The 23,559-nt window shown below is 41.8% G+C and carries 23 protein-coding genes and 1 tRNA gene; 6 read left to right on the top strand and 18 right to left on the bottom strand.

Translation table 11 applies throughout. From position 1 onward, the window contains the following. The first annotated feature begins 62 nt into the window (after nucleotides 1-62). Nucleotides 63-1,136, top strand: a complete 1,074-nt coding sequence (locus HYW79_03570; GenBank protein MBI2635589.1) for a recombinase zinc beta ribbon domain-containing protein — start codon at nucleotides 63-65, stop codon at nucleotides 1,134-1,136. Here the strand turns inward: HYW79_03570 and HYW79_03565 are convergent. Next, nucleotides 1,098-1,169, bottom strand: a tRNA-Asn gene (locus HYW79_03565). The genes HYW79_03570 and HYW79_03565 overlap by 39 nt on opposite strands. A 235-nt stretch (nucleotides 1,170-1,404) precedes the next feature. On the opposite strand from HYW79_03565, the gene HYW79_03560 reads away from it, so the two are divergent. Further along, entirely contained in the window at nucleotides 1,405-1,977 is a 573-nt protein-coding gene (locus tag HYW79_03560; GenBank protein MBI2635588.1) for a D-alanyl-D-alanine carboxypeptidase family protein, read from the top strand. A gap of 23 nt (nucleotides 1,978-2,000) precedes the next feature. Here HYW79_03560 and HYW79_03555 read toward each other — a convergent pair whose 3' ends face one another. From HYW79_03555 to HYW79_03495, 13 genes are all read right to left on the bottom strand, one after another. After that, nucleotides 2,001-2,879, bottom strand: a complete 879-nt coding sequence (locus HYW79_03555) for a hypothetical protein (GenBank protein MBI2635587.1) — start codon at nucleotides 2,877-2,879, stop codon at nucleotides 2,001-2,003. 975 nt (nucleotides 2,880-3,854) lie between these two features. After that, entirely contained in the window at nucleotides 3,855-5,087 is a 1,233-nt protein-coding gene (locus HYW79_03550) for a sigma-70 family RNA polymerase sigma factor (protein ID MBI2635586.1), read from the bottom strand. Next, complete coding sequence (locus HYW79_03545) at nucleotides 5,077-6,942, bottom strand: DNA primase (GenBank protein ID MBI2635585.1); 1,866 nt, start codon at nucleotides 6,940-6,942, stop codon at nucleotides 5,077-5,079. The genes HYW79_03550 and HYW79_03545 overlap by 11 nt, the downstream gene beginning before the upstream one ends. Before the next feature lie 7 nt (nucleotides 6,943-6,949). After that, the gene (locus HYW79_03540; protein ID MBI2635584.1) at nucleotides 6,950-7,399 is read right to left on the bottom strand and encodes a hypothetical protein; all 450 of its coding nucleotides are present in this window, start codon (nucleotides 7,397-7,399) and stop codon (nucleotides 6,950-6,952) included. Continuing rightward, complete coding sequence (locus tag HYW79_03535; GenBank protein MBI2635583.1) at nucleotides 7,399-7,626, bottom strand: hypothetical protein; 228 nt, start codon at nucleotides 7,624-7,626, stop codon at nucleotides 7,399-7,401. The genes HYW79_03540 and HYW79_03535 overlap by 1 nt, the downstream gene beginning before the upstream one ends. 20 nt (nucleotides 7,627-7,646) lie before the next feature. Continuing rightward, nucleotides 7,647-8,015 (bottom strand): hypothetical protein, encoded by a 369-nt coding sequence (locus HYW79_03530; protein ID MBI2635582.1) that lies wholly within the window; start codon nucleotides 8,013-8,015, stop codon nucleotides 7,647-7,649. A 27-nt stretch (nucleotides 8,016-8,042) separates the two neighbouring features. After that, nucleotides 8,043-8,582, bottom strand: a complete 540-nt coding sequence (locus HYW79_03525) for a peptidoglycan-binding protein (GenBank protein ID MBI2635581.1) — start codon at nucleotides 8,580-8,582, stop codon at nucleotides 8,043-8,045. Continuing rightward, entirely contained in the window at nucleotides 8,492-10,180 is a 1,689-nt protein-coding gene (locus tag HYW79_03520; protein ID MBI2635580.1) for a fibronectin type III domain-containing protein, read from the bottom strand. Before HYW79_03520 ends, HYW79_03525 begins: the two co-directional genes overlap by 91 nt. Nucleotides 10,181-11,090: 910 nt before the next feature. Then, entirely contained in the window at nucleotides 11,091-11,315 is a 225-nt protein-coding gene (locus tag HYW79_03515) for a hypothetical protein (GenBank protein MBI2635579.1), read from the bottom strand. A gap of 21 nt (nucleotides 11,316-11,336) precedes the next feature. Next, complete coding sequence (locus HYW79_03510) at nucleotides 11,337-12,401, bottom strand: IPT/TIG domain-containing protein (protein ID MBI2635578.1); 1,065 nt, start codon at nucleotides 12,399-12,401, stop codon at nucleotides 11,337-11,339. Nucleotides 12,402-12,498: 97 nt separating this feature from the next. Beyond that, nucleotides 12,499-12,804 (bottom strand): 50S ribosomal protein L32, encoded by a 306-nt coding sequence (gene rpmF, locus HYW79_03505; GenBank protein ID MBI2635577.1) that lies wholly within the window; start codon nucleotides 12,802-12,804, stop codon nucleotides 12,499-12,501. 188 nt (nucleotides 12,805-12,992) lie between these two features. Further along, nucleotides 12,993-13,541, bottom strand: a complete 549-nt coding sequence (gene cas2 / locus HYW79_03500) for a CRISPR-associated endonuclease Cas2 (protein MBI2635576.1) — start codon at nucleotides 13,539-13,541, stop codon at nucleotides 12,993-12,995. A 151-nt stretch (nucleotides 13,542-13,692) separates the two neighbouring features. After that, nucleotides 13,693-14,034, bottom strand: a complete 342-nt coding sequence (locus HYW79_03495) for a hypothetical protein (GenBank protein ID MBI2635575.1) — start codon at nucleotides 14,032-14,034, stop codon at nucleotides 13,693-13,695. A gap of 205 nt (nucleotides 14,035-14,239) precedes the next feature. Between HYW79_03495 and HYW79_03490 the strand changes: the two genes are divergently transcribed. From HYW79_03490 to HYW79_03480, 3 genes are read left to right on the top strand one after another with little or no spacing between them, the layout of a single operon-like run. Then, nucleotides 14,240-17,485 carry a DNA polymerase III subunit alpha gene (locus tag HYW79_03490; GenBank protein ID MBI2635574.1) on the top strand — a complete coding sequence of 1,082 codons (3,246 nt, stop codon included), beginning with the start codon at nucleotides 14,240-14,242 and terminating at the stop codon, nucleotides 17,483-17,485. 5 nt (nucleotides 17,486-17,490) lie between these two features. Then, nucleotides 17,491-18,705: a threonine--tRNA ligase gene (thrS, locus tag HYW79_03485; protein ID MBI2635573.1), complete on the top strand. Its 1,215-nt coding sequence runs from the start codon at nucleotides 17,491-17,493 to the stop codon at nucleotides 18,703-18,705. Between the two features lie 18 nt (nucleotides 18,706-18,723). Further along, the gene (locus tag HYW79_03480; GenBank protein MBI2635572.1) at nucleotides 18,724-18,990 is read left to right on the top strand and encodes a hypothetical protein; all 267 of its coding nucleotides are present in this window, start codon (nucleotides 18,724-18,726) and stop codon (nucleotides 18,988-18,990) included. A gap of 1,002 nt (nucleotides 18,991-19,992) precedes the next feature. Here HYW79_03480 and HYW79_03475 read toward each other — a convergent pair. After that, a complete protein-coding gene (locus tag HYW79_03475; protein ID MBI2635571.1) occupies nucleotides 19,993-20,148 on the bottom strand; it encodes a hypothetical protein in 156 nt (51 codons plus the stop codon). A 308-nt stretch (nucleotides 20,149-20,456) separates the two neighbouring features. Beyond that, nucleotides 20,457-20,660, bottom strand: coding sequence for a DUF2384 domain-containing protein (locus HYW79_03470; protein ID MBI2635570.1), 204 nt, complete (start codon nucleotides 20,658-20,660; stop codon nucleotides 20,457-20,459). A 61-nt stretch (nucleotides 20,661-20,721) separates the two neighbouring features. On the opposite strand from HYW79_03470, the gene miaA reads away from it, so the two are divergent. Further along, a complete protein-coding gene (miaA, locus tag HYW79_03465; protein MBI2635569.1) occupies nucleotides 20,722-21,795 on the top strand; it encodes a tRNA (adenosine(37)-N6)-dimethylallyltransferase MiaA in 1,074 nt (357 codons plus the stop codon). A gap of 17 nt (nucleotides 21,796-21,812) precedes the next feature. Here the strand turns inward: miaA and HYW79_03460 are convergent, their stop codons facing one another. Both HYW79_03460 and gatB read right to left on the bottom strand, forming a co-directional pair. Further along, on the bottom strand, nucleotides 21,813-22,010 hold the full coding sequence (locus HYW79_03460) for a hypothetical protein (protein MBI2635568.1): 198 nt from the start codon (nucleotides 22,008-22,010) through the stop codon (nucleotides 21,813-21,815). A gap of 41 nt (nucleotides 22,011-22,051) precedes the next feature. Beyond that, on the bottom strand, nucleotides 22,052-23,554 hold the full coding sequence (gatB, locus tag HYW79_03455; protein MBI2635567.1) for an Asp-tRNA(Asn)/Glu-tRNA(Gln) amidotransferase subunit GatB: 1,503 nt from the start codon (nucleotides 23,552-23,554) through the stop codon (nucleotides 22,052-22,054). Nucleotides 23,555-23,559: the final 5 nt, after the last annotated feature.

Here is a 23,559-nt window from a genome sequence, read left to right as displayed (position 1 = left end):
ATGCCGAGAAAGGAAATAAGCGCATTAAAGAGGATTCGGTGCGATTCCCGATTGTAAAAGAGATGTGGCGCCTCATGCTCACCGGCGTTTACCGGGTGCCGAAAGTGGTGGACATCGCCAACAATAAACTGGGATACTTAACGCCAAAACATAAACGCATTGGCGGGAAGCCCATGGCCTACAGCGCGGCCTATGTGATGTTCCGTGACCCTTTCTATTACGGCATGTTTGAATTTCCAAGAAAGTCAGGCAACTGGTTCAGGGGCCGGCACAAGCCGATGGTTACCGAAGAAGAATTCAGGAAAGTGCAGGAGATGCTCGGCGGAGCCGAAAACGAAAGGCCGCACATTCATGCTTTCGCCTTTACCGGCATGATCCGATGCGGAGAGTGCGGATGTATGATAACGGCCGAGCACAAAACCAAGCGTCAGAAAAACGGCAATGTGCACCACTATACCTACTATCACTGCACGAAAAGAAAGCGCGGTCCGAAATGCGTCCAAAGCGTTGTTCAGCAAAACGATCTGGAAGGGCAGATTATCTCTTTACTGGATCAGCTCGACATCTCGCAAGAGGTTCACGACTTTGGCATGAAGTGGATGCGCGAGCAAAACGCCAAAGATTCGGTCAACACCAGCGCTGTCTTAACGAATCTGCAAAAGGATTACAAGGATTGCGTGGCGGTGATTGACGGCCTTATTGATATGCGGGCCCGGGAGGAACTCGGCAAAGAAGATTTCCAAAGGCGGATGGAGGACGCCCAGAAAGAAAAGAAGCGCCTTGAGGAGCTTCTGAACGATACCGGCGATCAGATAGACAAGCGGATTAAATTTGCCAATGAAGCCTTTGAGTTCGTGGAGCATGCCATGCTGAAATTTAAAACCGGCCCATGGGAGAAGAAAAAAGAGATTCTCTCCACCCTCGGTTCGAACCTCTTACTTATGGACAAAAAGTTAAGTATTTCCTTAGAAAATACGCTTGTGCCCATGAAAACCGTCTCACTCGTGTCCAACCAAGTAATCGCGAAGGTTCGAACCGCAAAAAACCCAATGAATAAAACAGAAATCGAGCAATCTCTTGCCCGATCTCAATCAATGCTCCGACACCTGGATTCGAACCAGGAACCCACTCCTTAACAGGGAGTTGCTCTACCGTTGAGCTATGTCGGAATATTAAGTAATTTTACATTATTTTTTTGGAAAATCAAGTTGGAAAATCTATTGAGATTGAACCCCAAGTTGCCAAGTTCTGATGGCGGGAATAGGATAAATAGGCGTTAAAATAAGGATGGGGACAATATGAGTAATAATTACCAAAATTTTATGGTACAATGTTGATAATAAAAACCAAAATCTTTTTAAGTATCATTTACTGCGGCGGCAAGAGAGGCGAAGCGTGGAAAAAATGGCGATTGTTCTTGTTTTCTCTATGTTTTTCCTGACCAATACGGTTGCGAATGAACTTAGGGGATCTTCTGACGCTATAGAGCGCCAAAACAAGCAGGCAGATCTAGAAAACCTGTCTCGCTTGACCGAGAAGCAGCTTGGAACCTTCAAAAAGAGCGGACTGCTTGTCCCTCTCCCGATTAGTAAAGGCGTTATAGTCGATGACAGGTTGCCAAAAAAGTATCGATATTGCCGACCGTGGGTTCTACAGTTTCTTGTTGATCTCGGCGAGAACTACGAAACTAGATTCGGAAAGCAAATCCAGGTTAACTCCGCTGTCAGAACGGTGGAGTACCAAGAAGAATTACAGAAGAGAAATAGAAATGCGGCATCAGCCAAAGCGGGTTCGCAACAATCGTCTCACCTGACTGGAGCAACAATTGATATAGCAAAAAAAGATATGTCTTACAGAGAACTTGCATGGATGAGAAATCACCTAATAGTTCTCGAAAGGAAAGGGTTGATTGAGGCAACCGAAGAATTCCACCAGGAAGTATTTCACATAATGGTTTTTAATCGGTATCTCCGTTGAGAAGATACCGATTTATTTTTTTATTATTCGACTACCACAACTCCGGTACTGGAAGGGTTCAAGTGATCATGGTATTTCCAAGAACCGACTCTATCAAATTTAAATGAATAACTTTCTTCTTTGCCCAAACCCTTTAAAGCATCAAACCCGGGATAAACCTGATGAGTAGGATGCATTGCCGAAGCCGGCCATGTTAAGATGCCGCTTTTGTTAACCCACGTTACCGTATCGCCTTTTTTGATTTTCAATTCTCTCGGGGTAAATCGATTATTAGCGTGTTCAACCGTCCAAGTTTTAGGAGCAGCGGCGCTTGTTTCCTCCGGCATAAGCTTCCATCCGCCGTCTTTACAAACCCAATTTCCGGGAGCCCCCGGCTTTATGCCGCATTTTTCCAAATCTTCAAGCTTTTTACGATATGCTTCATCCGTTCCGCTTATCAGACACTCGCCCCTTGATTTAACCGCAACTCCGGCAACCCTAGCTTCGCAAGCATTGCCGTAGGTTTTTCCGTCAACTCCGCAAACCGGCTCGTAGACTTGCGCACAAAATAATTCTTCGGGCTCCAATTTCCATCCGCCGTCTTTACAAACCCAATTTCCGGGAGCCCCCGGCTTTATGCCGCATTTTTCCAAATCCTCAAGTTTTTTACGGTATGCCTTATCAGGCAAAACACTATTTGCCCCAGAAAGCTGGGCGATGGCATTTTTGGCGCCAGTCACAGCCGCGCTAGCCTGCCCGAAAGCTTCACCATATTTTTCGGACTTAAAAGCGGTATTGGCGTTAATTAAATTGTTGCCGGCGCGTTCAAGCAATGATTTAACCGACTCGGGAATGATATTATATTTTCCGGATTCAAGCCGCGCCTTCAGATCGTTTATCATTCCTTCTGCCGATTTTATCATTTTTTCCGCGTCTTCCTTGCCAATCCTATTCTCCCCAGCTTCACTTTCAACTTTTACCCTTACATTATCAATGCTTTTCCTAAGCGCAGACTCCGCGGTTTTTTCTTTTAATTCCTCTAAAGTTTTAAGACGGCTGGCGGCGGTTACCGGCAAATTTTCCAATATCTGGGAAATAGTTGAACTCGCGGCGCCACTAAAACGAATTTCAATTTTTTCAACCAACCCGTTTTTTACTTCCGAAAGTCTCTGGCGCAACTCATCGCTTTTAGCTCTTTCTTCAAGTTTTCCAAAAACTTCAAGCGCCCTTATTTCTTTAGAGGCCTTTTCTCTTTGCATCTCAACTGTTTTCTCTAAACGTTCTTTTAAATTTTCCGCCCTATCAAGACGTTCTAGCGCGTTGGTTGTGATTTCTTCCAGATTTCCTTTAGCATCTTCAATCTTATCTTTAAGTTCTTCGTTTTTTGCCTTCAATTCTTCAAAAAGCTGGCTGTGCTTTAAAACCCTATCGGTTAATTTATCCAAAAGCTTGTCAACATTGGGGCTTTCACTTGTTTCTTTAAGCGCTTCAAAACGAGTTCTTAGGCGATCGGTACTTTCTTTATAGTTGGTAACGGCTTTTTCGAGGCCTTTGAGGGCCTCGTCGTTTTCTGAAACTTTTTTAAGCTCGGCGGCTTTTTCATTTACAATTTTAAGTTCCAGTTCGGCGCGGCTTACGGCATTAAAAGTAACCGCCCGTTGAAATCCGCGCACAAGTTCCTTAAAAAAATAAAAATTGCTCGTGGGAAGAATCCCGGGATCAGTTACATCAAGGTCTTCAAAAGTAATCTTCGACTCTGTGAGATTATCGGATTGAGCCAATGCTAAAAAAGGCATTAAAAGCACAAACGCGCTAAAAATTAATATATATTTTTTCATAAATTTTTTATAGTTTATAAATTTAATTATAAATTGAAAATTGTAAATTGTAAATTATTTTTAATAACCTTCCAATTTTTTTAAATTATGATGTTCTCGGATTTTCTCAAGCGCTTTAAATTCTATCTGGCGGATACGCTCTCTGGTAACGCCGAACTCATTGCCGACTTCCTCAAGGGTATGGGTAACGCCGTCTTCGAGTCCGAAACGCATTTTGAGAATTTTTTGTTCCCGCGGAGATAAGTCGCTGATAATTTCCTTTATTTGATCTCCCAGCAAACGCAACGCCGCCGCTTGAGCCGGTGTCTGGCTTTTTTCATCTTCAATAAAATCACCGAGTGACGAATCCTCGTCGTTATCGCCTACCGGCGCTTCAAAAGAAATTGTATCTTGAGAAATTTTTATTATGTGGCGCACCTTCTCAATATCAATGCCCATTTCTATGGCAATCTCTTCCGGTACAGGCTCGCGCCCTAAATCTTGAAGCAACCGGCGTTTTATTTGGGTATATTTTGAAATTGTTTCAACCATGTGAACCGGAATTCGGATAGTTCGAGACTGATCGGCCAAAGCGCGGGTAATAGCTTGCCTAATCCACCAAGTAGCATAAGTTGAGAATTTAAAACCTCTTCTATAATCAAATTTATCAACGGCTCTGGCTAAACCCATGTTCCCCTCCTGAATAAGATCCAATAAAGTTAAGTTGGGACTTCGGCCGACATAACGCTTGGCAATCGACACTACCAAACGCAAATTCGCCTGCATTAAATGGTTACGGGCCTCCATATCCCCTTTTTCATTTTTTTTAGCCAATTCTTTTTCTTCTTCGCCTTTCAAGAGAGGCGTTTTACCGATTTCTCTTAAATACATCTGGACCGAATCGGAAACAATAGTATCATCCGCCGTAATGTTTAAAGCGTGATTAATTTCTTCTTCGCTAGGCTCTTCATCGGTTTTAACCAAAAATTCATGGCTTTCTTCAACTTTTATATTCGCATCGTCGAGTCGGTCGTAAAGACGCTCTAATTCAGCGATATCCCTTTCAACATCGGGAAAAAATTTAATAATTTCCGCCTCGGTAATAAAACCTCTGTGGCGGCTGCGGCTGATTATAGATTTAACTCGTTCTTCAAAAATTCGTTCTTTTTTAGTAAGTTTTGCCGCCGGTGCTTCTTTTTTAGCCTTTTTTCGAGGCGTTTTTTTGGCCGCTCTTTTTTTGGTTTTTACCTCTTTTTTGGCAGCCTTGCCGAATTTTTTTTTCGGCTTAAATTTTTTTGCCTTTTTATTTTTCATTTAGTTGATAAAGTTTATTCGAAATATTTTGGAATTCTTTGGTCAAAGTTTCTAAATTTTTACCGTCCAGAAAGGCCCGGCCGTTATTTTTCATGGCGAGCTCTGTCGAACCGCTAATCGTTGAGAGGCTTTCATTTTTTTTAATCGCAATCTCTATTTTACCAAGCATCTCTTTGTAATGCTCCTTCTCAATGTCGTTTATTAAACGCTTTATTTCATTTGTTGGATTAAAATCCGGACCGCTTTTTTCAACCTCAAAGTCGCCCGCCAAATACAAAAAATCCAGCCGCGGCCTTAAATCACTTCGCAGAGCCGACCGTACATCCGAAAAGTTCGTCGTGTCAGCCGATTTGACGGAGAAGGCGGATAAAATCTCAAAATCAGAAGGCGGCAACACCGACGCTATTTTTACAGCTTCTTTAACTGATTCCGGAGCTTTTAATAATAACGCCAAAAGCCTTTCGCTCAAAATTTCTTTTCTGGTTTTTACAAGCGCGGATTCATGCGGATTTGACGCAGATAAACGCTGAAAGTTATCTGTTTTCTGCGATTCTATTTTAGACATTTCCTCTTCAAGATCGCGTTCGGAAACGCCCAATTTTAACGACAATTCCCTAATCCAGCCGGAACGTTCAATGGCCGACGGAAGGCGCTTAATTTCCGAAAGCAGCGTAATCGCAACGATTTTTTTTCCATCGATTTTATTTATATCGAATTTTTGGAAAACCTGATTAAAATAATAAGACATTATGGGCCGGGCGTTTTGAAGTATTTTTATTAGTTCTCCCGGACGTTCTTTTACAAAATCCGCCGGATCTTTACCGGGTTCAAGTTCTAAAACCGAAATATTAAATCCGTTGCTTTGGGCCATTTCTATGCCGCGCTTTGTTGCTTTAAATCCGGCATCATCCATATCAAAGGCTAAAACTAAATTTTCGGTCAATCTCTTCAAAATCATTAGGTGATCTTCGGTTAAAGCCGTCCCCGAGGTGGCAACAATATTCCTCACTCCGTCTTGGAACGACAAAAGTATATCCATTTGGCCTTCTACCAAAACAACTTTGTTATTTTTTCTGATCTCTGTTTTGGCACGATCTAAACCATAAAGAGCGCGGCTCTTGCTATATAAAACCGTCTCCGGAGAATTAACATATTTGCCGCTGTCGGCTCTTTCGGTTTGAGAAGTAATAATTTCTGACATTAGCCGGCCGGAAAAAGCCACAACCCGTCCGTTCGCGTCAAAAATTGGGAACATTAAGCGATTTCTAAAACGATCATGCCATCTTGGTATCTGGTATTTAGTATTTTGTATTTGGATAATTAAGCCGGTTTTTTCAATTTCCGGTTCTTTATAGCCCTTAGCTTTTAAAAAAGATAAAAGCGAATCCCAAGAGTCGGGCGCATAGCCGAGCCGCCATTCATCAATAGTTTTATCTACCAGTCCTCTTTTGTGCAAATAATCGCTTATTACATTGGCATTAGGATTACCAAGTTTTTGCGTAAAAAATTGTGCGGCTTTTTCGCAAATTTCATACATACGGTCTTTTTCGGTGCGCAACTTGGGATCAACATGTTCTAAAATTACTCCTGCTTTTTCCGCCAAAATTTTTAAGGCCTCAACAAATTCAACGCCCTCTATCTTTTCTATAAACGTAAAAATATCGCCCCCTTCGCCGCAACCCCCGAAACAGTGCCAGCTTTGACGCGAAGGGCTAACCATAAATGACGGAGTTTTCTCGTTATGAAACGGACAAAGAGCCTTGTAATTAACGCCGGCTTTTATCAGCCGAATATAGCCGGACAAAACATCCACTATATTCAGACGCTCTTTTATTTGTTGCACGTTGTCGTTCATGGACTTGTTATTCGCTGATGGAATTGTACTCAACTCTCACTTGCAGCCATTGGCCGCTGCCTATCGTAAAGGAATAACTCGTTTTAACAGAGGCGATATCGCCATCGGGATCTATCGGCTTTAAAATATAAGAACCGGGACGCAGGGGAATTTGGAAAGCCCCACTGGAATCCGAACGTACTGAAATGAAAGGTTTTGACAAATCGTCAACTTTAAAGATATCTAAAGACGCTTCATATTCATATGGTCCGCCGCCAAGTAAAACTATATTGCCGGCGATGCCGGAATTGACTACGTTGCCAGAAACAGCCGGCGCTTGAAAAGTATTTTGAATAAAATCATCTTGGCGCACCACTGAGGCCGGATTATTTTGCGAAGTTTTATAAAAATAAAAAACGAGCGCGCCGATGCCCGCCAGAAGAATAATGCCTGCTATAATTAATAATCTTTTTTTCATCATTGTAATTTTTCCAGAATATTTTGTAATTCCGGCGGGATTGTGTCGCGCAATCGTTCGATGTATGGAGTCAGAAAATAGAAGGCGCCAAAAATAATACCGATATAAGCTATATACCTGAAAATTGTCCAGAAACGGCGCCATTTTTCTGCCCGCCAAAGTTTACGAACAATTATTAAAGTCTCCTCTTCCGGATTTAAAGGGGTTTTGTTTTCTTCATGCTCCATGAGAAGATTTTATCAGATTTTTATAACACCGGCAATCGGTTGGGACGGCTAAGAAGCATTAATGCTAAAGCGGCAAAAAATAATCCGACATCGCGGAAAACAATGTCAAAAGCGCCGAGATTAAAAACGATAATGCCCAAAAGAGTGGCTGCTGAAACTAGGCCGGATAAAAAACTATATTTTCCGGAAATAAGCCAAAAACCCAAAGCGAGTTCATAAATACTGAAAAATAAAAGAAGCGAATTTTCGGCGATAATATCTCTTAAAAACAATGGAAAAAATCCTATCCAATCGTTGGGGTTTAAAAAAGAGAAAATCGCCACATAGAAAAACACAAAAGCAAGGCCGAGCCGTAAAAGCAATTTTACCATCTTAAAACTTTTTTCCATAGTAAAACCAACTACCGTAAAAATTATTCATGGCTTCTGTAAGAGTTCGTTTAGCTTCATTCTGGTTAAAGGCCCTACCAACCCTAAACCGGGAGTGATTTGATTACCAGGCAAAATGCCAAAATACCGCTGAAAGCGTATAACCGCAGCGCGAGTAACAGGACCGAAGTATCCGGTGATAGAGCCAAAATAGAATTTCTCTCGAGCGAGAATTCTTTGAAGTTCGTGAACATCGTTATTGTAAGACCCTAAAGAGAGATTGATGGAAAAAGAAAACAGTCCAGACGTTGAAGCTGATGATAAAATTTGCTGAAGTTCTTGGGTAATCTCCAGAATAGCTTTCTGGATTTCGGCGAGCTTTCCGGGAATTGACGGATCGTTTGGAGAGGTCTTTTTGATAATAGCCAAATCAAGCAGGGCCTTTTGCGCTGATAGAATATTAGTTGCCAAACGTTCTATGGTAGCAGAAGAAACAGTTACACTACCTCCACCACCAGTGCTGCCGCCACCGCCACCGCCACCGCCTCCGCTGCCGCCACCGCCGCCACCGCCGGTGCTAGTAACCACACAGACACTGCCTTCCATTCTGTATCCAGAGTTGCAGGAGAGCAGGAGGGATAGGGAGAGACTGTTCCGTTGTTGATTGAGCTTGGAGTGCAACTCCCTGGGGTGTCGGAAACAGTACGGATGGTATTGTTCGAAGATTGGGATTCATTTCCTGACGCGTCTTTGGACTTTACCCGGTAGTGGTAAAGGGTGTCTGGAGAGAGATTTGGAAGAACGAGAGAGTGGGAAGTCCATAGGGTTGTAGTAGAGACGGCCGACCCATAAGTTGCACTTGTTCCATATTCTACCTTGGAGTCAGTTTGTTCATTCGTCTGCCAGGTTACGGTAATTGAAGAAACGGAGGCCGAGGCATTCACATTGGAGATCTGGGGAGGAGTGGTATCAATGGTAGACAGCTGTGCGGTACGGAAAGTCGCGTCCTCAGAAGTTGCGAGATTACCGGAGGCATCTCTGGATTTGACGCGATAGTGGTAGAGGGTGTCGAGGGTAAGATTGGTGAGACTTATTGAGTGCGCCGAAACAAGCGTTGGCGCAATCGGTGTTGAAAGGCCGTAGGCAGTCGTGAGACCATATTCGACTTGCGAATCTGCTTGGCCGCCTGGACCAGGCGCCACCATCGATCCCCCTTGTACTATACCTAGTCCGATAACACTACCGACTTTCTCAAAATTGGCCACCGTAGTTGCTGTAGCGGACGGGATACGAACCCGAACTAAGGCTTTGCCAGACGCGGCATACAGATAATCGCCTAGAATGGCTCCGCCTGATGTAAGAGTGCCCTTCGCAAAAGTCTTAAAAGTCCAGGTTCCACCCGTAGTGGAACTATTATATTTAACGAACGTTGCGGAACTGGCTGTAAGTGCCACCACGCGACCGTCAGCCAAAGTCATTAGACCAGCGCGATGAAGAACCCCCCCTTGCGGAAAAGTAGTTGTGGCCAATATGGTGCGCGTGGCCGGATTAAAGGCAAACACCTGTTTTCCCCCGGCGCCGTAGAGGAGATTATCGCCACCTAAGGCGAGAGACTTTATGCCAGTATTACCCGGCTGTAGCGGAGCGCCTTCCCACTGACACCGAGTCGGGTCGTTATAATTCCAAACACAAAGCTTTGTCTGCGTGGCGGTAGGAACAGTCCCTGGACCGCCATCTATGTCTGTCCCAATTGCAATCGTACCGTCGGGCAAACTTGCGAGACTCCAGAGCGACTGGTTTGGGACCGGCGTCGGAACTGAACCAACACTGTCATTAACTGGATCGTACCATGAAATCGCGCCACCCAAATAACCGTAGGTTGGATGATTAGCCATATAAATTCTACCGTCATTGCCTTTGACCATCGCGCGAGGCCTGTCTTGATTCGGCGCGGTAGATCCGTAATACGCCGGGTTGTCGGTTTTCGTCAGTCTTGGCGAAGGGTTGAAAGGTTTTGTTGGATCATAAATATGCAGGATTGCATGCGGATAGGAAGCGATGAATAGCTTTCCGTATGCCGCAATCATTGAATATGCCTCGCCTCCACTAGGGATGATACCTAATTTTGTGGTCTGGCCTGTCGCAGGATCAAAGCGGGCTATATATTCTGGGCCCGATCCACTCATATAGATCTTTCCGTCCGGTCCCGTTGTGGTGAGAAATACTGGGAGTGTGTTACCTGGATATGGAGGAACATTTGCCTTGGTTCCGTCGCTCCACTGGTCCCGCGGCATCATCGCCGGAGACTTGTCAATTAGTGTCGCAGTACCGTTCAGCAGTCGGTAATATTTCTTGTTGTTTTCGGCGTAAGCGTTGTTATCAACTGCCCGAAAAACACGTGTAGCTCCCTGCACGCGCTCAGAATCGGGCATGAGATTGCGGAACTCTTTGGTCCTGGGGTTATAGGCAACTACGTTGGATTTGACGACTCCAATGCCGTTGTAAACCCAGCCATCAGGTGTGGCAACAACCCAAGCATTATACGCCTCATTTGGATCGAGAGTTCCCAGAATTTCCACGTTGCCGCTGGTATCGATTCGAAAGAGTTTCCCCGGCCTACCTAATCCCGGATAGGTGCCGCCATAGACGAAATCGTCCGGCCCTCGGGAAAGCGACATGATACAATTTGCGTCATCGATTTTCCCCAAATCCTTTAAATTCTCGGATTGTGGGTCGAGCTGGAGGAGTTGTCCCGAACCGCATGTGCCAATATATAACTTGTTATCAGCGCCGAATTCCATTGATCTCGCTCCTGGCCGAGCGGTCAAGTGCCATACTTTGTAATTGCCGGATCTCTCGTAACGCACCAGGTCTCCATTGGGATCATAACTGTAATACACATAATAAGCTTCCGTGCCGGTAGTCCAGGAAATAGTGGCGGTAGAAGTGCTGATACCAGATAACGTAATAGCGGAAATCGCCGGGGAAACAGCGTTGACACCGTTAACAGAACCCAATACAAACAAAGCCGTTATGATGAAGAAAAATACAATCTTTTTATATATAGTTCTTAATCTCAAATTTTAAATTACGATCTTAAAGTTGATTTAAATCGGTATCTAAATTCTTTAGATCCTGATCCGGATTGCCGATATCAACTGCGTTTAAATCTTTATCAATTTCGGCGGTAGTATCATTATCAGAAATCTGTAGCGTAGTTGGTAATAATCGGTCTAAAAAACCATACTGCCAGACAGCCCAGACAAGGGCCAGCGCAACGATCGCGATTATAATCCAAATCCAAGTTTTTGATGTGTTCATAATTTTGAATAGAGACTAATTTTATTTTTCCTCGTCCACTTTTGGAACGCCCTTTAGCGCCTGAAGTGCGTTCTTTACCGCTTCGCGGGCGCTTTTCATTACGCCGTCGCGAAGACCGAAAAGATCTTTGCGAAGCTGTTCTCTTACAGTCTTAAATGCCGCATTGAGATCCGTTTCAGAGCTAAATGTGGCAATATAGGTTTTCTTTGCTTGCGCCTCTACTGCTGTACGGGCAGTAGCGATGGCATTTTTGGCGTTTTGGATTGCTGTTTTTACGGCAACAACATCTTTGCCATTGGTCTCTGCTTTACCGGCTCTTAATTCCACTTTAAGAAGAATCTCGGAAAGTTGATCGAGCACATTATTAAAATGGTTGGTCCACTGAGTATTTAGGCGCGCCATTTGTTCGTTAAGCCGTGTGGCGGCTTGTTTCTTTTTTTCGTCCTGCAATTTACCGATCTTATTTTTTAACTCTTCACGGCGCGTTTCAGTTGCTTTTTTGGCTTCTTCCCGTACGGTTTCAATGCGCTTTTTAGCCGCTTCGCGCTCATCTTTTATTTTATTGTTTAATTCAGCCCTTTTGGCTTTTACGTCTAATTGTTCGATTTTCCACCCGCCATCCTTGCAAATCCAATTCCCCGGAGCTCCAGGCTTCGTGCCGCAATTGGCACTATCTTCTATTTTTTTTCGGTAAGCCTCATCTTCTTTTGTTGCCGTGACTGTAAACAAAACTGCATTACTCGTGCCATTGGCGTTAACCAAGGATATGTTGTAATTACCCGGCGAGACTCTTGGGAATGCACCTGGACAAGGACCTCCGCTTGGTAGACAAAGATCCAAACCCTCGGGAACCATAAAGATAATAGTTGTGCCGTTTGACACAATATTTTTAATGTAACCAACTCCAAATTTCACGGTATTATCGGTGGAAGTAAAACCCGTCCCCATAACCGTCACTTGTGTCCCTACCGGACCTGAAGCTGGCTGTAAGGAAGTTATGGATGGCGAATTAGTCTGGGCCATAGCAGGAACAGCAAACGCAAGACACAAAACTGCTGTAATAATATTTCTAATTTTTTCACTCATATTTGAATTCATTTTTTAATAATAAATATTCGAAATATCTAATGCTTTATATTTACCACAAAATGCCCCGCAAACAAAACCTCTTATCCACAACTTATTACTTTTTGGATAACTCTTCGGGACTCAATTCCGGCGTTTTTTCGCCCGAAGGATGTTTCCCATGTGCCGCGTGAGCTGCCGCCTCTTCCTTTAGCCGTTTTTTCTTCTGTTTTTTATCAAGTTTTGCCAAAACATCAATTACTTCTTTGCCGTTATAGAAACCGCAATAAGCGCAAATGTGGTGAGGAAGAACCACTTTATCGCATTTGGCGCAAGTAAAAAGAGACGTTTTTGTCAAAGCCAAATGAGACCGTCTCCGGTTCCTTTTGCCGCTTGTATGCCTTTTTGGTTGAACTCCACCCATAGTGGAAATTATGCTAACACAAAATAATTTTCACGGCAAATATAACAAAATATCGTCATAAGACGTAATCTGCTAATAATAAAATCACGGCATTATAAGACGATCGTTAATTTATGCCGTAATTTAATTTTTTTGTCAGATTTTTGTCAGATAATAAATTTTTAGATTACTCCCCCGCTTTTAAAATTTCACAGAATATTTTCAAAATGTAATTTGAGTTCTGATTCATTCGTAATCTTGGTGGCCTCAAAAAATCTAACATACGGTCTAACTTGAAAAATTTCCGCAATAAACTCAATCTCGTCTAAGCAATTATACGGATAAACAAAAACACTTTTCTGTAAGGAATAAAAACCAAGGTCGCTAAGCTTATCACGCAAGGCATTTCGAGCCGGCCTTTTGGATTCTGGAACATCAAAAGTAACTACTCGCCATTTTTTATCCCAAAAAGCCGGTTTCTTAACTGCCATATTGTCTAAATCAAAAGCAATAACTTTTTTCTTTCCTTTTTCTGTTAGTATAATCCGACATATTCCATTAGAACTTTCTTTAAAATCAATTAACTTATCGTGATGAAACTCGCGAATGCAATCTCTAAGATAACTTCTTTTCATTTTTCGCCATTCTTTGGGAACATCGCCTATAATTTTAAAATATTGCTGCGGCGAACGATACAAACCAAGAGCAACTCCGGCTGCGAGAGTAAACAAGATTTTTCTTTTGAAAAGACTTCTCATATAAATTTTGTGTAAATCTTTAACAAGATTACAGCACTTGGCGACGATCGTCAATTTTTGCCGTGATTTTAAAAATTTGAATAAAAAATATTTTTGGTGAATAAAAAATAAAAAGCACCCAGCCCAAAAGAGGTACTTTTAAAAGGTATTACTAATCTCTGTCAAGTTTCTCAAGAGCTTCCGAACCATATCCCTGAACCAGAACTTTATCCGGATTTTTTATTATTAAAATTCTTCTGTTAGAATATTTTGGTTTTACTCTAATCATTCTATTACCATCAAGGCCCTCATCTGATTTCAGATACGGCATTGCTTGAATTATAAAATATTCCCATTTGGACTGACGCATCCTAGAAACAATTTTTTTGCAAATATTTAAGATTTTCTGTTTTGCTTCATTATCATCTTTGGCTATAAATTTTATCACCCGGGGATAGTTTGGATTATTATTACTTAACCCAAAATTAAAAATCATACTCCAAATTTCGTCCATTTTGTCCTCCTAATTTACAAAGAACTACCCATACAACTGATCTTACTGTAATATAACGAGATAAAAGATTGCAATGTTTCTCAAATTTAAAATATTTTTTAAAAATTTTGTGGAAAAAATTTTTAATGATAAAATGATTTCATGAAACATATAACGCGAAACATAAAACATTAATTTATGTTACGTGTTACGTGTTGCGTGTTATATGAATCAAAAATTCACCCATCTCCATGTTCATAGCCACTATAGTTTGCTCGACGGCATGGCTAAAATTGATGAACTGATAAACCGCGCCAAAGAACTGGGAATGGATTCGCTCGCTTTAACCGATCATGGGACGCTTTACGGCGCCGTTGAATTTTTTCAGAAAGCTACAAAAGCGGGTATCAAGCCGATTATCGGCTGTGAAATTTATGTGGCTAGCGGCGATATGAGAGATAAAGCGCCGGGCAACCATAACAAACGATTTCACTTGACGGTTCTTGTAAAAAACAAAATAGGTTATAAAAATTTGGTTCAACTTATAACCAAGGCTAATCTTGATGGTTTCTATTATAAACCGCGGGTTGATAAAAATTTGCTTCGCCAGTATGCCGACGGCCTAATTTGCCTTTCCGGCTGCCGGAACTCGGAAATTTCTCAATTCTTAACGGCGAACCAAATTGAAAAAGCGGAAAACGCTGCCTTAGAATATCAAGATATTTTCGGCAAAAATAATTTTTTTATTGAAATTCAACAGCATTTTTTTGCCGATAATAAAAACCCGGATATCTTTTTAAAAACAACAGAGCTTTCCAAAAAACTGGAAATTCCACTGGCGGCGACAAATGACGTTCATTATATATCAAAAGAAGATGAGGATTATCATGACGTGCTTCTGGCAATTGGTACCGGCAATAAAGTTTCCGACCCTAATCGTCTGTCAGTAAAAGGATGTAATTTGTCCCTGAAATCCATCGAGGAAATGACTGATTTTTTTAAAGATAACCCCGAAGCCGTAGCTAATACTCAAAAAATCGCCGAATCCGTTAATTTTGAATTTGAGCTGGGAAAATCGCAATTTCCTTATTTTGAATTGCCCGAAGGCGTAACAGCCGAGGAATATTTGGGAAAACTGGCGCTTGACGGCCTGAAAACCAGATTTGGTTTTGACTTGCCGGAACAGGCGCCGAAAGAACTGGCGGATCGCTTTCGGTTTGAATTAAATGTCATCACAAAAACAGGATTCGCCTCCTACATTCTGATTGTTTGGGATATTGTCAACTTCGCTAAAAATCAAGAAATTGCCGTAGGGCCGGGCCGGGGTTCTGCTGCCGGCTCGCTGATCTCGTATCTTATCGGCATCACTAAGATTGACCCGATAAAATATAATCTGCTCTTTGAAAGGTTTTTAAATCCTGATCGCGTCGCGCCGCCCGATATAGACCTTGACTTTGCCGACCACAGGCGCGGCGAAGTTTTGGAATATATTTCAAAAAAATACGGCCGTGAACACGTAGCACAGGTCATTACTTTTGGAACAATGACAGCTCGCGCCGCTATACGTGACGCCGGCAGAGCCCTGGGATTTGGTTACGGTTTTTGTGATAGAATCGCAAAATTAATACCCTTTAACCCTACGCAAGGAATGAAAACCGGCTGGCTTGAAAAATCATTAGAAAACGTCGCGGAGCTTAAACAAGCGGTAGATACCGACCTCCAAACCAGACAACTGATCCAGACGGCAAAAAAATTGGAAGGTGTAGCGCGCCATGCATCCACCCATGCTTGTAGCATCGTTATCACCAAAAATCCAATTACTGATTATATGCCAACGCAGTGGGCCACGAAATCATCTGGGAAGAAAAGCGAAGAACAGTCACTGGTAACTCAATATGAAATGCGTTCTGTTGATGCCCTGGGCTTATTAAGAATGGATATCTTAGGGCTGAGAAATCTAACTGTAATTGAAAAAACTCTTGAACTGATTTTAAAAAATTATGGAGAGAAGTTAGATATTTACAATATTCCTTTAGACGACCGAAAGGTCTTCGAATTGCTTCAGCGCGCCGACACGATCGGTGTTTTCCAGCTTGAATCAAATGGCATGCGCCGGTATCTTAAGGAACTAAAGCCGACGGAACTTGAAGATATTATTGTTATGGTCGCGGCTTTCCGTCCCGGCCCGATGGAATTTATTCCAACGTACATAGCAAGAAAAAACGGAAAAGAGAAGGTAACCTATCTGCATCCGGGGCTGGAGCCAATTTTAAAAAGCACGCACGGCGTTGCAATTTATCAGGAGCAAGTTTTAAAAATTGCAAACCAATTGGCAGGTTTTACTATTGGCGAAGCCGATATATTAAGAAAAGCTGTCGGTAAAAAAATTAAAAAGCTTCTTGATGAACAATCGGAAAAATTCATAAAAGGTTTAATCGGTAACGGAATAAATAATATAGTAGCAGAAAAAATTTGGCACTTTATTGAGCCCTTCGCCCGTTACGGCTTTAATCGCTCTCACGCCGCTTGTTACGCCCTGCTCTCCTACCAAACGGCTTATCTTAAAGTAAAATATCCGGCTGAATTTATGACATCGCTTTTAAATGCTGAAAGTTTTGATTTGGACAGAATTGCCGTTTTGATAAATGAATGCAAGAAAATGGAAATTGAAATCCTGCCGCCGGACATTAATGAAAGTTTGGAGGACTTCACGCTGATAAAAGACGAAAAACTCCCGCCACTGGCGGGACAAGCCAAAATTAGATTCGGCCTTTCGGCAATAAAAAACCTCAGCAAAAAAGCCATAGAACGCGTTATTGCGGAAAAAAAATCAATCGGCGCATTTCTTAATACTCAAAATTTTCTTGAAAGAATGCCGCAAAATGATTTAAATAAAAAATCTATAGAAGCTCTTATAAAATGCGGAGCGTTTGACGCTTGGAATGAGCGGAAACTCCTTCTAACCAACATTGAAGAGCTTTTGCGCTATTCAAAGGATGTTACCAGAAATAATAATTCTTCGCAGGTCGGACTTTTTGACTCTTACTCAATTCTTCCACCGCTTAAAATGATTGACGCCGAACCGGCGACAAAAAAAGAAAAATTGGCCTGGGAAAAAGAATTTTTAGGCCTTTACATCTCCGAACATCCTATGCAGGAATATAAAGAATTAATGGAACGGAAATCAATTTTAATCCAAAAAGTTAAATCAAATCTTGTCGGACAAAAAATTACCATCGGCGGCTTAATTTCCGGCATCCAAAAATTTGTAACCAAAAACGGCCGGCTGATGCTCTTTACAAAACTTGAAGATTGGGCTAATAAGATAGAGGTGGTCGTTTTCCCCGATATCCTGGAAAAAAATCCGGAAATCTGGGCTGAAGACAAAATAATTATGGTTGGGGGCAAGGTATCAGACAGAAACGGGAATATTTCTGTTATTTGCGAAGATGTCCAAGAATTAAAAATCTAAAATTCATGGAAAAAGAAACAAAAAAATTGTTAAGTCATCAAGAACTGGGCACTCAATTGGATTTGTACTCCTTCCACGAAATCGCGCCGGGCGCGGTATTTTGGCATCCCAAGGGAATGGTAATTTTTAGGGAGCTTGAAAAAATCATTCGCGAGGCGCTTGATAAAGCCAACTATCAGGAAATTTCCACTCCGATTATGATCCGAAAAGATTTATTTGAAAAGTCGGGTCATTTTAAGTTTTACAAAGACTTAATGTTTACGCTGAAAGTTGATGACCAGACCTTTGTCTTAAAACCAATGAACTGCCCGGAAAGCGCCATTATTTATGCTTCAAAAATAAAAAGTTGGCGCGATTTGCCGCTACGATTTTCCGAAATCGGCCGGCTCCATCGAAAAGAGCTTTCCGGGGTATTAAACGGCTTATTCAGGGTAAGGCAAATAACAATGGATGATGCCCATATTTACGTAAGGCAAAATCAAATGATTGATGAGATAGATAATTTAATTAAACTGATAAATAATTTTTACAAAATTTTCGGATTTAAAACCGGTTATTACCTCGCCACCCGCCCCGATAAAGCAATGGGTGATAAAAAATTATGGGATAAAGCTGAAGATGCGCTGGCACAGGCCTTAAAGAAAAATAAAATAAAATACGAACTCCAGCCGAAAGAAGGCGCCTTTTACGGACCTAAAATTGAGGTGCATGTTAATGATTCGCTTGGTCGCGCGTGGCAACTCGGCACCATTCAGATTGATTTTAACATGGCAGAAAAATTTAATTTAAGTTTCGTAAATCAAGAAGGAAAGAAAGAAAAACCTGTAGTGATACATCGCGCCGTTTTCGGTTCGTTTGAGAGATTTATCGGAATTTTAGTTGAGAATTATCAGGGCGCCTTTCCCACGTGGCTTTCGCCGGTTCAGGTTAAGGTTTTAAATTTAACCGAAAGAAATGAAAAATACGCTGAGAAAATATTTAATGATTTAAAAACTGTTGGTATTAGGGTTGAATTAAATAACGATAACGAGACCATTGGTAAAAAAATCCGCGAAGCCGAACTTGAAAAAATTCCCTATATTCTAATAGTCGGCGACAAAGAAGAAAAATCCGACACTGTCGCCGTGCGCGAGCGCGGAAAAGGTAACTTGGGCGCACAAAATTTAGAAAAATTCAAAGAAAAAATTTTATCGGAAATCAAAAAAAGTATTTTATTATAATTAATTAAATTTAATATTATGGATAATCAAGAAAAGAGATTTCGCGGAAGAATCTTTCCGAGAGGCGAAGGGATTGAAGAAATTCCTTTTGACCAAAATGCCGATACGGGTAAAAATAGCGAAGATCTTATGCGGCAGCTCCAAGAAACAAGAGATGCCCTAAAAGATATTAACCTTCCCCCGGATCGTCTTTCAGAATTATGGAAACGCCAGCGTGATCTTGAGAAAAAACTGGATCTTGACGAAAAAAAAGAAGAAGAACCGACTACAGGAGTATATCTTTAAGACGCGATACGAATAAAAATTCCGCATGACATTTCGATCGGCAGATGAAATATAAGAGATGTCACGGGGCGTAAGGGACAAATTTTGGCAAAGAAAAAAGAGTGGTTTAGAGTGGCACTCAGCACTGTGTTGGATTAGCGATACCCTCTGCGCAGTTGCGACTCGTCGCCGGTGAGGACAGCGTAAGCAGGTCCTGTCGGATCAAGCTCAGCTTCCTCCGCTAGCAATTCGCGGTATCCATCGTAGTCGCATGCTTCGCAGTAGCCGTTCTCCTTCACATACTGCTTGTTCGCGAAACGGCCGCATTCGGGACAGTGGAACCTTACCATTAGGCACCTCCTTAAAAGGTTGATTGCAGGTTCTGAATTCTGTTGTAAAGTGTAGCATGAAAGTATGGTACTTGTCAAGTTTTTATTCCGCATGACATTTTCTATAAATCGACAAATCCGGCAATGTGAATGATGAAAAAACGGCTTAAAATAAGCAAAATCCCTGCGGTTGGTTATTGAAAAAGTAGAGGTGTCATGAGAGATAATTGTAAAGAAAAAAGGCCCGTTGAGATTATCGCCGGGCCTGGCTCCTGTGGCGGATACCGCGGTGTTCTAGTGCATACCGCGGTGCGCGTGAGGACGAGTACCATTCTTGACTAACCATCCCAGATGCATACGTTCGTGCTGTATGAAATGGAACATGTCGAGCGTTCTCTCGTCCTTTTCCGCTACATCCGCAGGATTCTGTGCGTGGAATTCCACGAGATGGGTTCGAAGGGACTGCCCCTTCACATCATCGAGAATCATTTCCCTGTCTCCTTTCAAGAAGCTTGAACTTGTCCGAAACTACCCATATTGTAGCATAGTATAGTGGCATTTGTCAAGTTTTTGATGCTCATGACATTTTCTATATTTGGGACAGTATTGAAAAAACAAAGGTGTCACGGGGCGTAGAGGATAAAAAATGGCCAGTCGCAATTGCGCTGACCTAAATCCATGGAAAGAGAACAGACTACTTTCTCGGCGGCACATTGGCGTAGATGACGCCGATGACCATCACGGGCAGAAGAGCTGCCCACCACTGCCAGTTCGTAATGGTGTAGGGACTGATCACCGAAATCATGACGCCGAGAGAAGATCCAAAAACGCAAGACATTACTGATTTCATGTCTACCTCCTTGTTTTTGTGCGGAATTATCAGTATGTTAGCATAGAAAGTATCATAATGTCAATAGCAGATGCCCCGTGGCATTTTCAACATTTTAGTCGACTAGGCAGGTCTATAAATGCAAAATGTCTTAAAATAAGGAGTCGCCTACGCTAAAAGCTTCCGCCGACGCCAAGGCTTTGGCGGACAGGTCCGCGGACCAAAGAAATCCCTGCGGTTGGTTATTGAAAAAGCGGATGATTAATTATAAATAGAAAATAAAAAAACTCACAAGTATTGTCTTGTGAGTACGCGTATAATTGTCTACTTTAGACAAATCCGCCCGACTCTGCCGCGAGAAGATTTTTAATAAGAAGTTGCGTTTCTTCTTCAGAATCAAGCATACTTTCAGGATAACGGTTGTCAAAAAGAGGATGAGGAGACCGGAAAAATTTCTCACGGTTCTCAACACTAATCATATTACCCATTGCTTCAATAACACGGATTCTGCGCTGCTCCCTGACTGTCATCATTCCCCTCCCGAGGGTAAGTTCAATAAAGATTAGAATAATTAGAAGCTTGTGTCAATCTATTGTGTATAAGTTAAGAAAACCTAAAATAATCGTTGTTGTCGGGCCTACGGCGTCAGGAAAAAGTGCGCTAGCAATAAAGATGGCTCGAAAATTCAATGGCGAAATTGTGTCCGCCGACTCGCGGCAGATTTATCGCGGAATGGATATTGGAACGGCTAAACCCGAAGTTCAAAAAACTTCGGGAATTTCCAATTTCAAATTTCCCCGCCTGCGCCAAGGCTTCGGCGGGCAGGTAATTTCTAAACAAGTTCCTCATCATCTTATTGATATAAAAAATCCGGACGAAAATTATACGGTTGCGGAATATAAGCGCGACGCCATACAAGTGATAGATGAAATCATAAAAAGGAAAAAGCTCCCGATTCTTGTCGGCGGCACCGGGCTTTATATTAAAGCGTTAATAGATAATCTAATTATTCCGGAGGTCGCGCCTGATCTAAAATTGAGAAAGAAACTGGAAAAAGAAAGTGAAAAATACGGACTAAAATATCTTTTTGAGAAACTCATAAAATTAGACCCCGAAGCCGCGTACATTATTGACCCAAATAACCCTCGAAGAATCATCAGAGCTTTAGAAATTGCAATTAAAACTAAAAAACCATTTTCCGCCCAGCGCAAATCAGGAAACCCGCCCTTTGATTTCATTGAAATAGGAATTAAATGGCCAAAAAATATTTTAGACAGACGAATAAATAAAAGGGTTGATTTGATGGTAAAAGAAGGGCTCGTTGACGAAGTTAAAAATTTAATTAAAAAATACGGCAAAAAGCAACAAAGTTTTGACGCTATTGGTTACCGTGAAATTATAGATTATTTAAACCCCGCCATTCAGCTGAAAGGCGGGGTAAATAAAAAAATCATGCTTAATGAGACGATAAACTTAATCAAAAAAAATACAAGAAACTACGCCAAACGGCAAATGACCTGGTTTTCCGCCCAAAGCGAGACCTCGCCCCTCCGGGGCGGGAAAAAAGACCCCGCACCAGAACAAATGCGGTACGGGGCAGGCAAAAGAATTCATTGGATTAAAAATCAAAATGAAGCGGAAAGGTTGATTAAAAATTTCTTAAAATAACCGAAAACCGCACTTGATTATTTTGTTTTCTCTATTTCTTTCCGAGCCGCTTCTTGTTCTTCCGGAGTTAAAGCGTTAAGTTCCTCTTCCAGCAGTCGGCGCGCTTTTTCACCTTCAAGTTCCTGCAAAATTCTTTGGCGCCTTAAAACTTCTTCGTGTTGTTTTTGCTCTTCCGGAGTTAATTTAAATTTTCCTCCCTTTGATTCAATATCCATTTTGTTTTCCCTTTATTTTTTAATAATACTTTAATTATAAACTATTTTAAAATTCTTTTCAATATACCCGAAGTTACTTCCGGATCGGCCCTTCCTCTTGTTTCCCGCATTATTTGGCCGACTAAAAATTGTAATGAAGCAATTTTTCCTTTTTTATAATCGGAAACCGCTTCTGAATTTTCATCAATAATTTTTTGCGCAATTTTTTCAAGTTCGCCCGCATCCTGAACTTGAAGCAAATCTTTCTCTTTAATAATTAATGAAGGATCTTTGCCCGTAGCCCACATTTCCTTCAAAACATCTTTGGCAACTCGCGAAGTAATAACATGCCTGTGAATCAACCAGACCCACTCGGCAAAATTTTCCGGATTAATTCTTATGTCATCAATGTCGGCCGAGGCTTCATTTAACAGGCCCAGAAAGTCGCTCAAAAGGTAATTAGCCGAAAGACTAAAAAGTTCTTGTTTCTCGTTTTCTATGAAATGAGGATTGGGCCCCTCTTTATCCCAATTTAAAAATTCGCTTATAACATTTTCAAAAAATCCGGCAAGTTTTTCGTCAGCAACCAGAATATCTATTTGGCTGCCGGTCAGGCCATATGCTTCACTAAAACGACTGCGTTTATCAGAAGGCAATTCCGGCAAAGCCGACCTAAATTTATCAACCATTTCAAAATCTATTTTTAAAGGCGGTAAATCGGGCTCCGGAAAATAACGGTAGTCGTGGGACTCTTCTTTGATCCGCTGGGAAAAAGTTTCTCCTTTAGATTCACTCCAGCCGCGAGTTTCTTGAACAACTTTTTTCCCATCTTTAAGAATTTCGGTTTGGCGTTTTATTTCAAAATCAATGGCATCGCGTACGGCTTTAAAAGAATTCAAATTTTTAACCTCTACCTTGGTTCCTAGTTTGTTTTGGATTTGAGATTTGGGATTTGGGATTTCCGGTCGAAGCGAAATATTCGCTTCGACTCGTAGTTGTCCTTTTTCCATGTTGGCATCGGAAACTCCCAAATATCTTAAAATCAACTGAAGTTCCCGTGCGAAAACGCTTGCTTCTTCACCTGACCTCAAGTCGGGTTCGGTGACTAGTTCCATCAAAGGCACGCCGGCACGGTTAAAATCAACAAGCGAATGGCCAACATGGCTAAAGTGAATAAGTCTTCCGGTATCTTCTTCAAGATGTACGCGTGTTATCTTTATTTCCTTATCAAAACCGGGAATTTTCAATTTTCCTAGAAGACAAATAGGTTCATCGTATTGGGAAATCTGATACCCTTTTGGAAGGTCGGGGTAAAAATAATTTTTCCGGTCCCACTTGGTAATTTCTGAAATTTTACTTTCAAGTGCTAATCCGACTCTGATTACATGGTTTACCGCTTCCTTATTTATAACCGGAAGAGTCCCTGGCTGGCCGGTGCAAATCGGACAAATATTAATATTAGGATGTTTTTCATCCGGATCATTTTTTGAAGCGCAAAACATCTTGGTTTTAGTTTTGAGCTCCGCGTGTATTTCTAAACCTATAACAGATTCATATTGTGCCATAAATT

Source organism: Parcubacteria group bacterium (assembly GCA_016186325.1).
GTDB lineage: Bacteria > Patescibacteriota > Minisyncoccia > UBA10092 > UBA10092 > JACPHB01.
Note: the sequence above shows the minus strand (reverse complement) of the source record. Positions and strands in the feature narration are given on the sequence as shown.

Excerpts from the sequence above, each read along its gene's own strand:
- HYW79_03475 (MBI2635571.1), bottom strand. The coding sequence starts at position 20,148 with ATGAAATCAGTAATGTCTTGCGTTTTTGGATCTTCTCTCGGCGTCATG.
- HYW79_03515 (MBI2635579.1), bottom strand. The coding sequence starts at position 11,315 with ATGAACACATCAAAAACTTGGATTTGGATTATAATCGCGATCGTTGCG.
- HYW79_03490 (MBI2635574.1), top strand. The coding sequence starts at position 14,240 with ATGAATCAAAAATTCACCCATCTCCATGTTCATAGCCACTATAGTTTG.
- HYW79_03570 (MBI2635589.1), top strand. The coding sequence starts at position 63 with ATGTGGCGCCTCATGCTCACCGGCGTTTACCGGGTGCCGAAAGTGGTG.
- HYW79_03520 (MBI2635580.1), bottom strand. The coding sequence starts at position 10,180 with ATGAGTGGATCGGGCCCAGAATATATAGCCCGCTTTGATCCTGCGACA.
- HYW79_03495 (MBI2635575.1), bottom strand. The coding sequence starts at position 14,034 with ATGGACGAAATTTGGAGTATGATTTTTAATTTTGGGTTAAGTAATAAT.
- HYW79_03545 (MBI2635585.1), bottom strand. The coding sequence starts at position 6,942 with ATGAACGACAACGTGCAACAAATAAAAGAGCGTCTGAATATAGTGGAT.
- rpmF (MBI2635577.1), bottom strand. The coding sequence starts at position 12,804 with ATGGGTGGAGTTCAACCAAAAAGGCATACAAGCGGCAAAAGGAACCGG.
- thrS (MBI2635573.1), top strand. The coding sequence starts at position 17,491 with ATGGAAAAAGAAACAAAAAAATTGTTAAGTCATCAAGAACTGGGCACT.
- HYW79_03510 (MBI2635578.1), bottom strand. The coding sequence starts at position 12,401 with ATGAGTGAAAAAATTAGAAATATTATTACAGCAGTTTTGTGTCTTGCG.
- HYW79_03470 (MBI2635570.1), bottom strand. The coding sequence starts at position 20,660 with ATGATGACAGTCAGGGAGCAGCGCAGAATCCGTGTTATTGAAGCAATG.
- cas2 (MBI2635576.1), bottom strand. The coding sequence starts at position 13,541 with ATGAGAAGTCTTTTCAAAAGAAAAATCTTGTTTACTCTCGCAGCCGGA.
- HYW79_03540 (MBI2635584.1), bottom strand. The coding sequence starts at position 7,399 with ATGAAAAAAAGATTATTAATTATAGCAGGCATTATTCTTCTGGCGGGC.
- HYW79_03550 (MBI2635586.1), bottom strand. The coding sequence starts at position 5,087 with ATGAAAAATAAAAAGGCAAAAAAATTTAAGCCGAAAAAAAAATTCGGC.
- HYW79_03560 (MBI2635588.1), top strand. The coding sequence starts at position 1,405 with ATGGCGATTGTTCTTGTTTTCTCTATGTTTTTCCTGACCAATACGGTT.
- HYW79_03460 (MBI2635568.1), bottom strand. The coding sequence starts at position 22,010 with ATGGATATTGAATCAAAGGGAGGAAAATTTAAATTAACTCCGGAAGAG.
- gatB (MBI2635567.1), bottom strand. The coding sequence starts at position 23,554 with ATGGCACAATATGAATCTGTTATAGGTTTAGAAATACACGCGGAGCTC.
- HYW79_03555 (MBI2635587.1), bottom strand. The coding sequence starts at position 2,879 with ATGATAAAATCGGCAGAAGGAATGATAAACGATCTGAAGGCGCGGCTT.
- HYW79_03480 (MBI2635572.1), top strand. The coding sequence starts at position 18,724 with ATGGATAATCAAGAAAAGAGATTTCGCGGAAGAATCTTTCCGAGAGGC.
- HYW79_03535 (MBI2635583.1), bottom strand. The coding sequence starts at position 7,626 with ATGGAGCATGAAGAAAACAAAACCCCTTTAAATCCGGAAGAGGAGACT.
- HYW79_03530 (MBI2635582.1), bottom strand. The coding sequence starts at position 8,015 with ATGGAAAAAAGTTTTAAGATGGTAAAATTGCTTTTACGGCTCGGCCTT.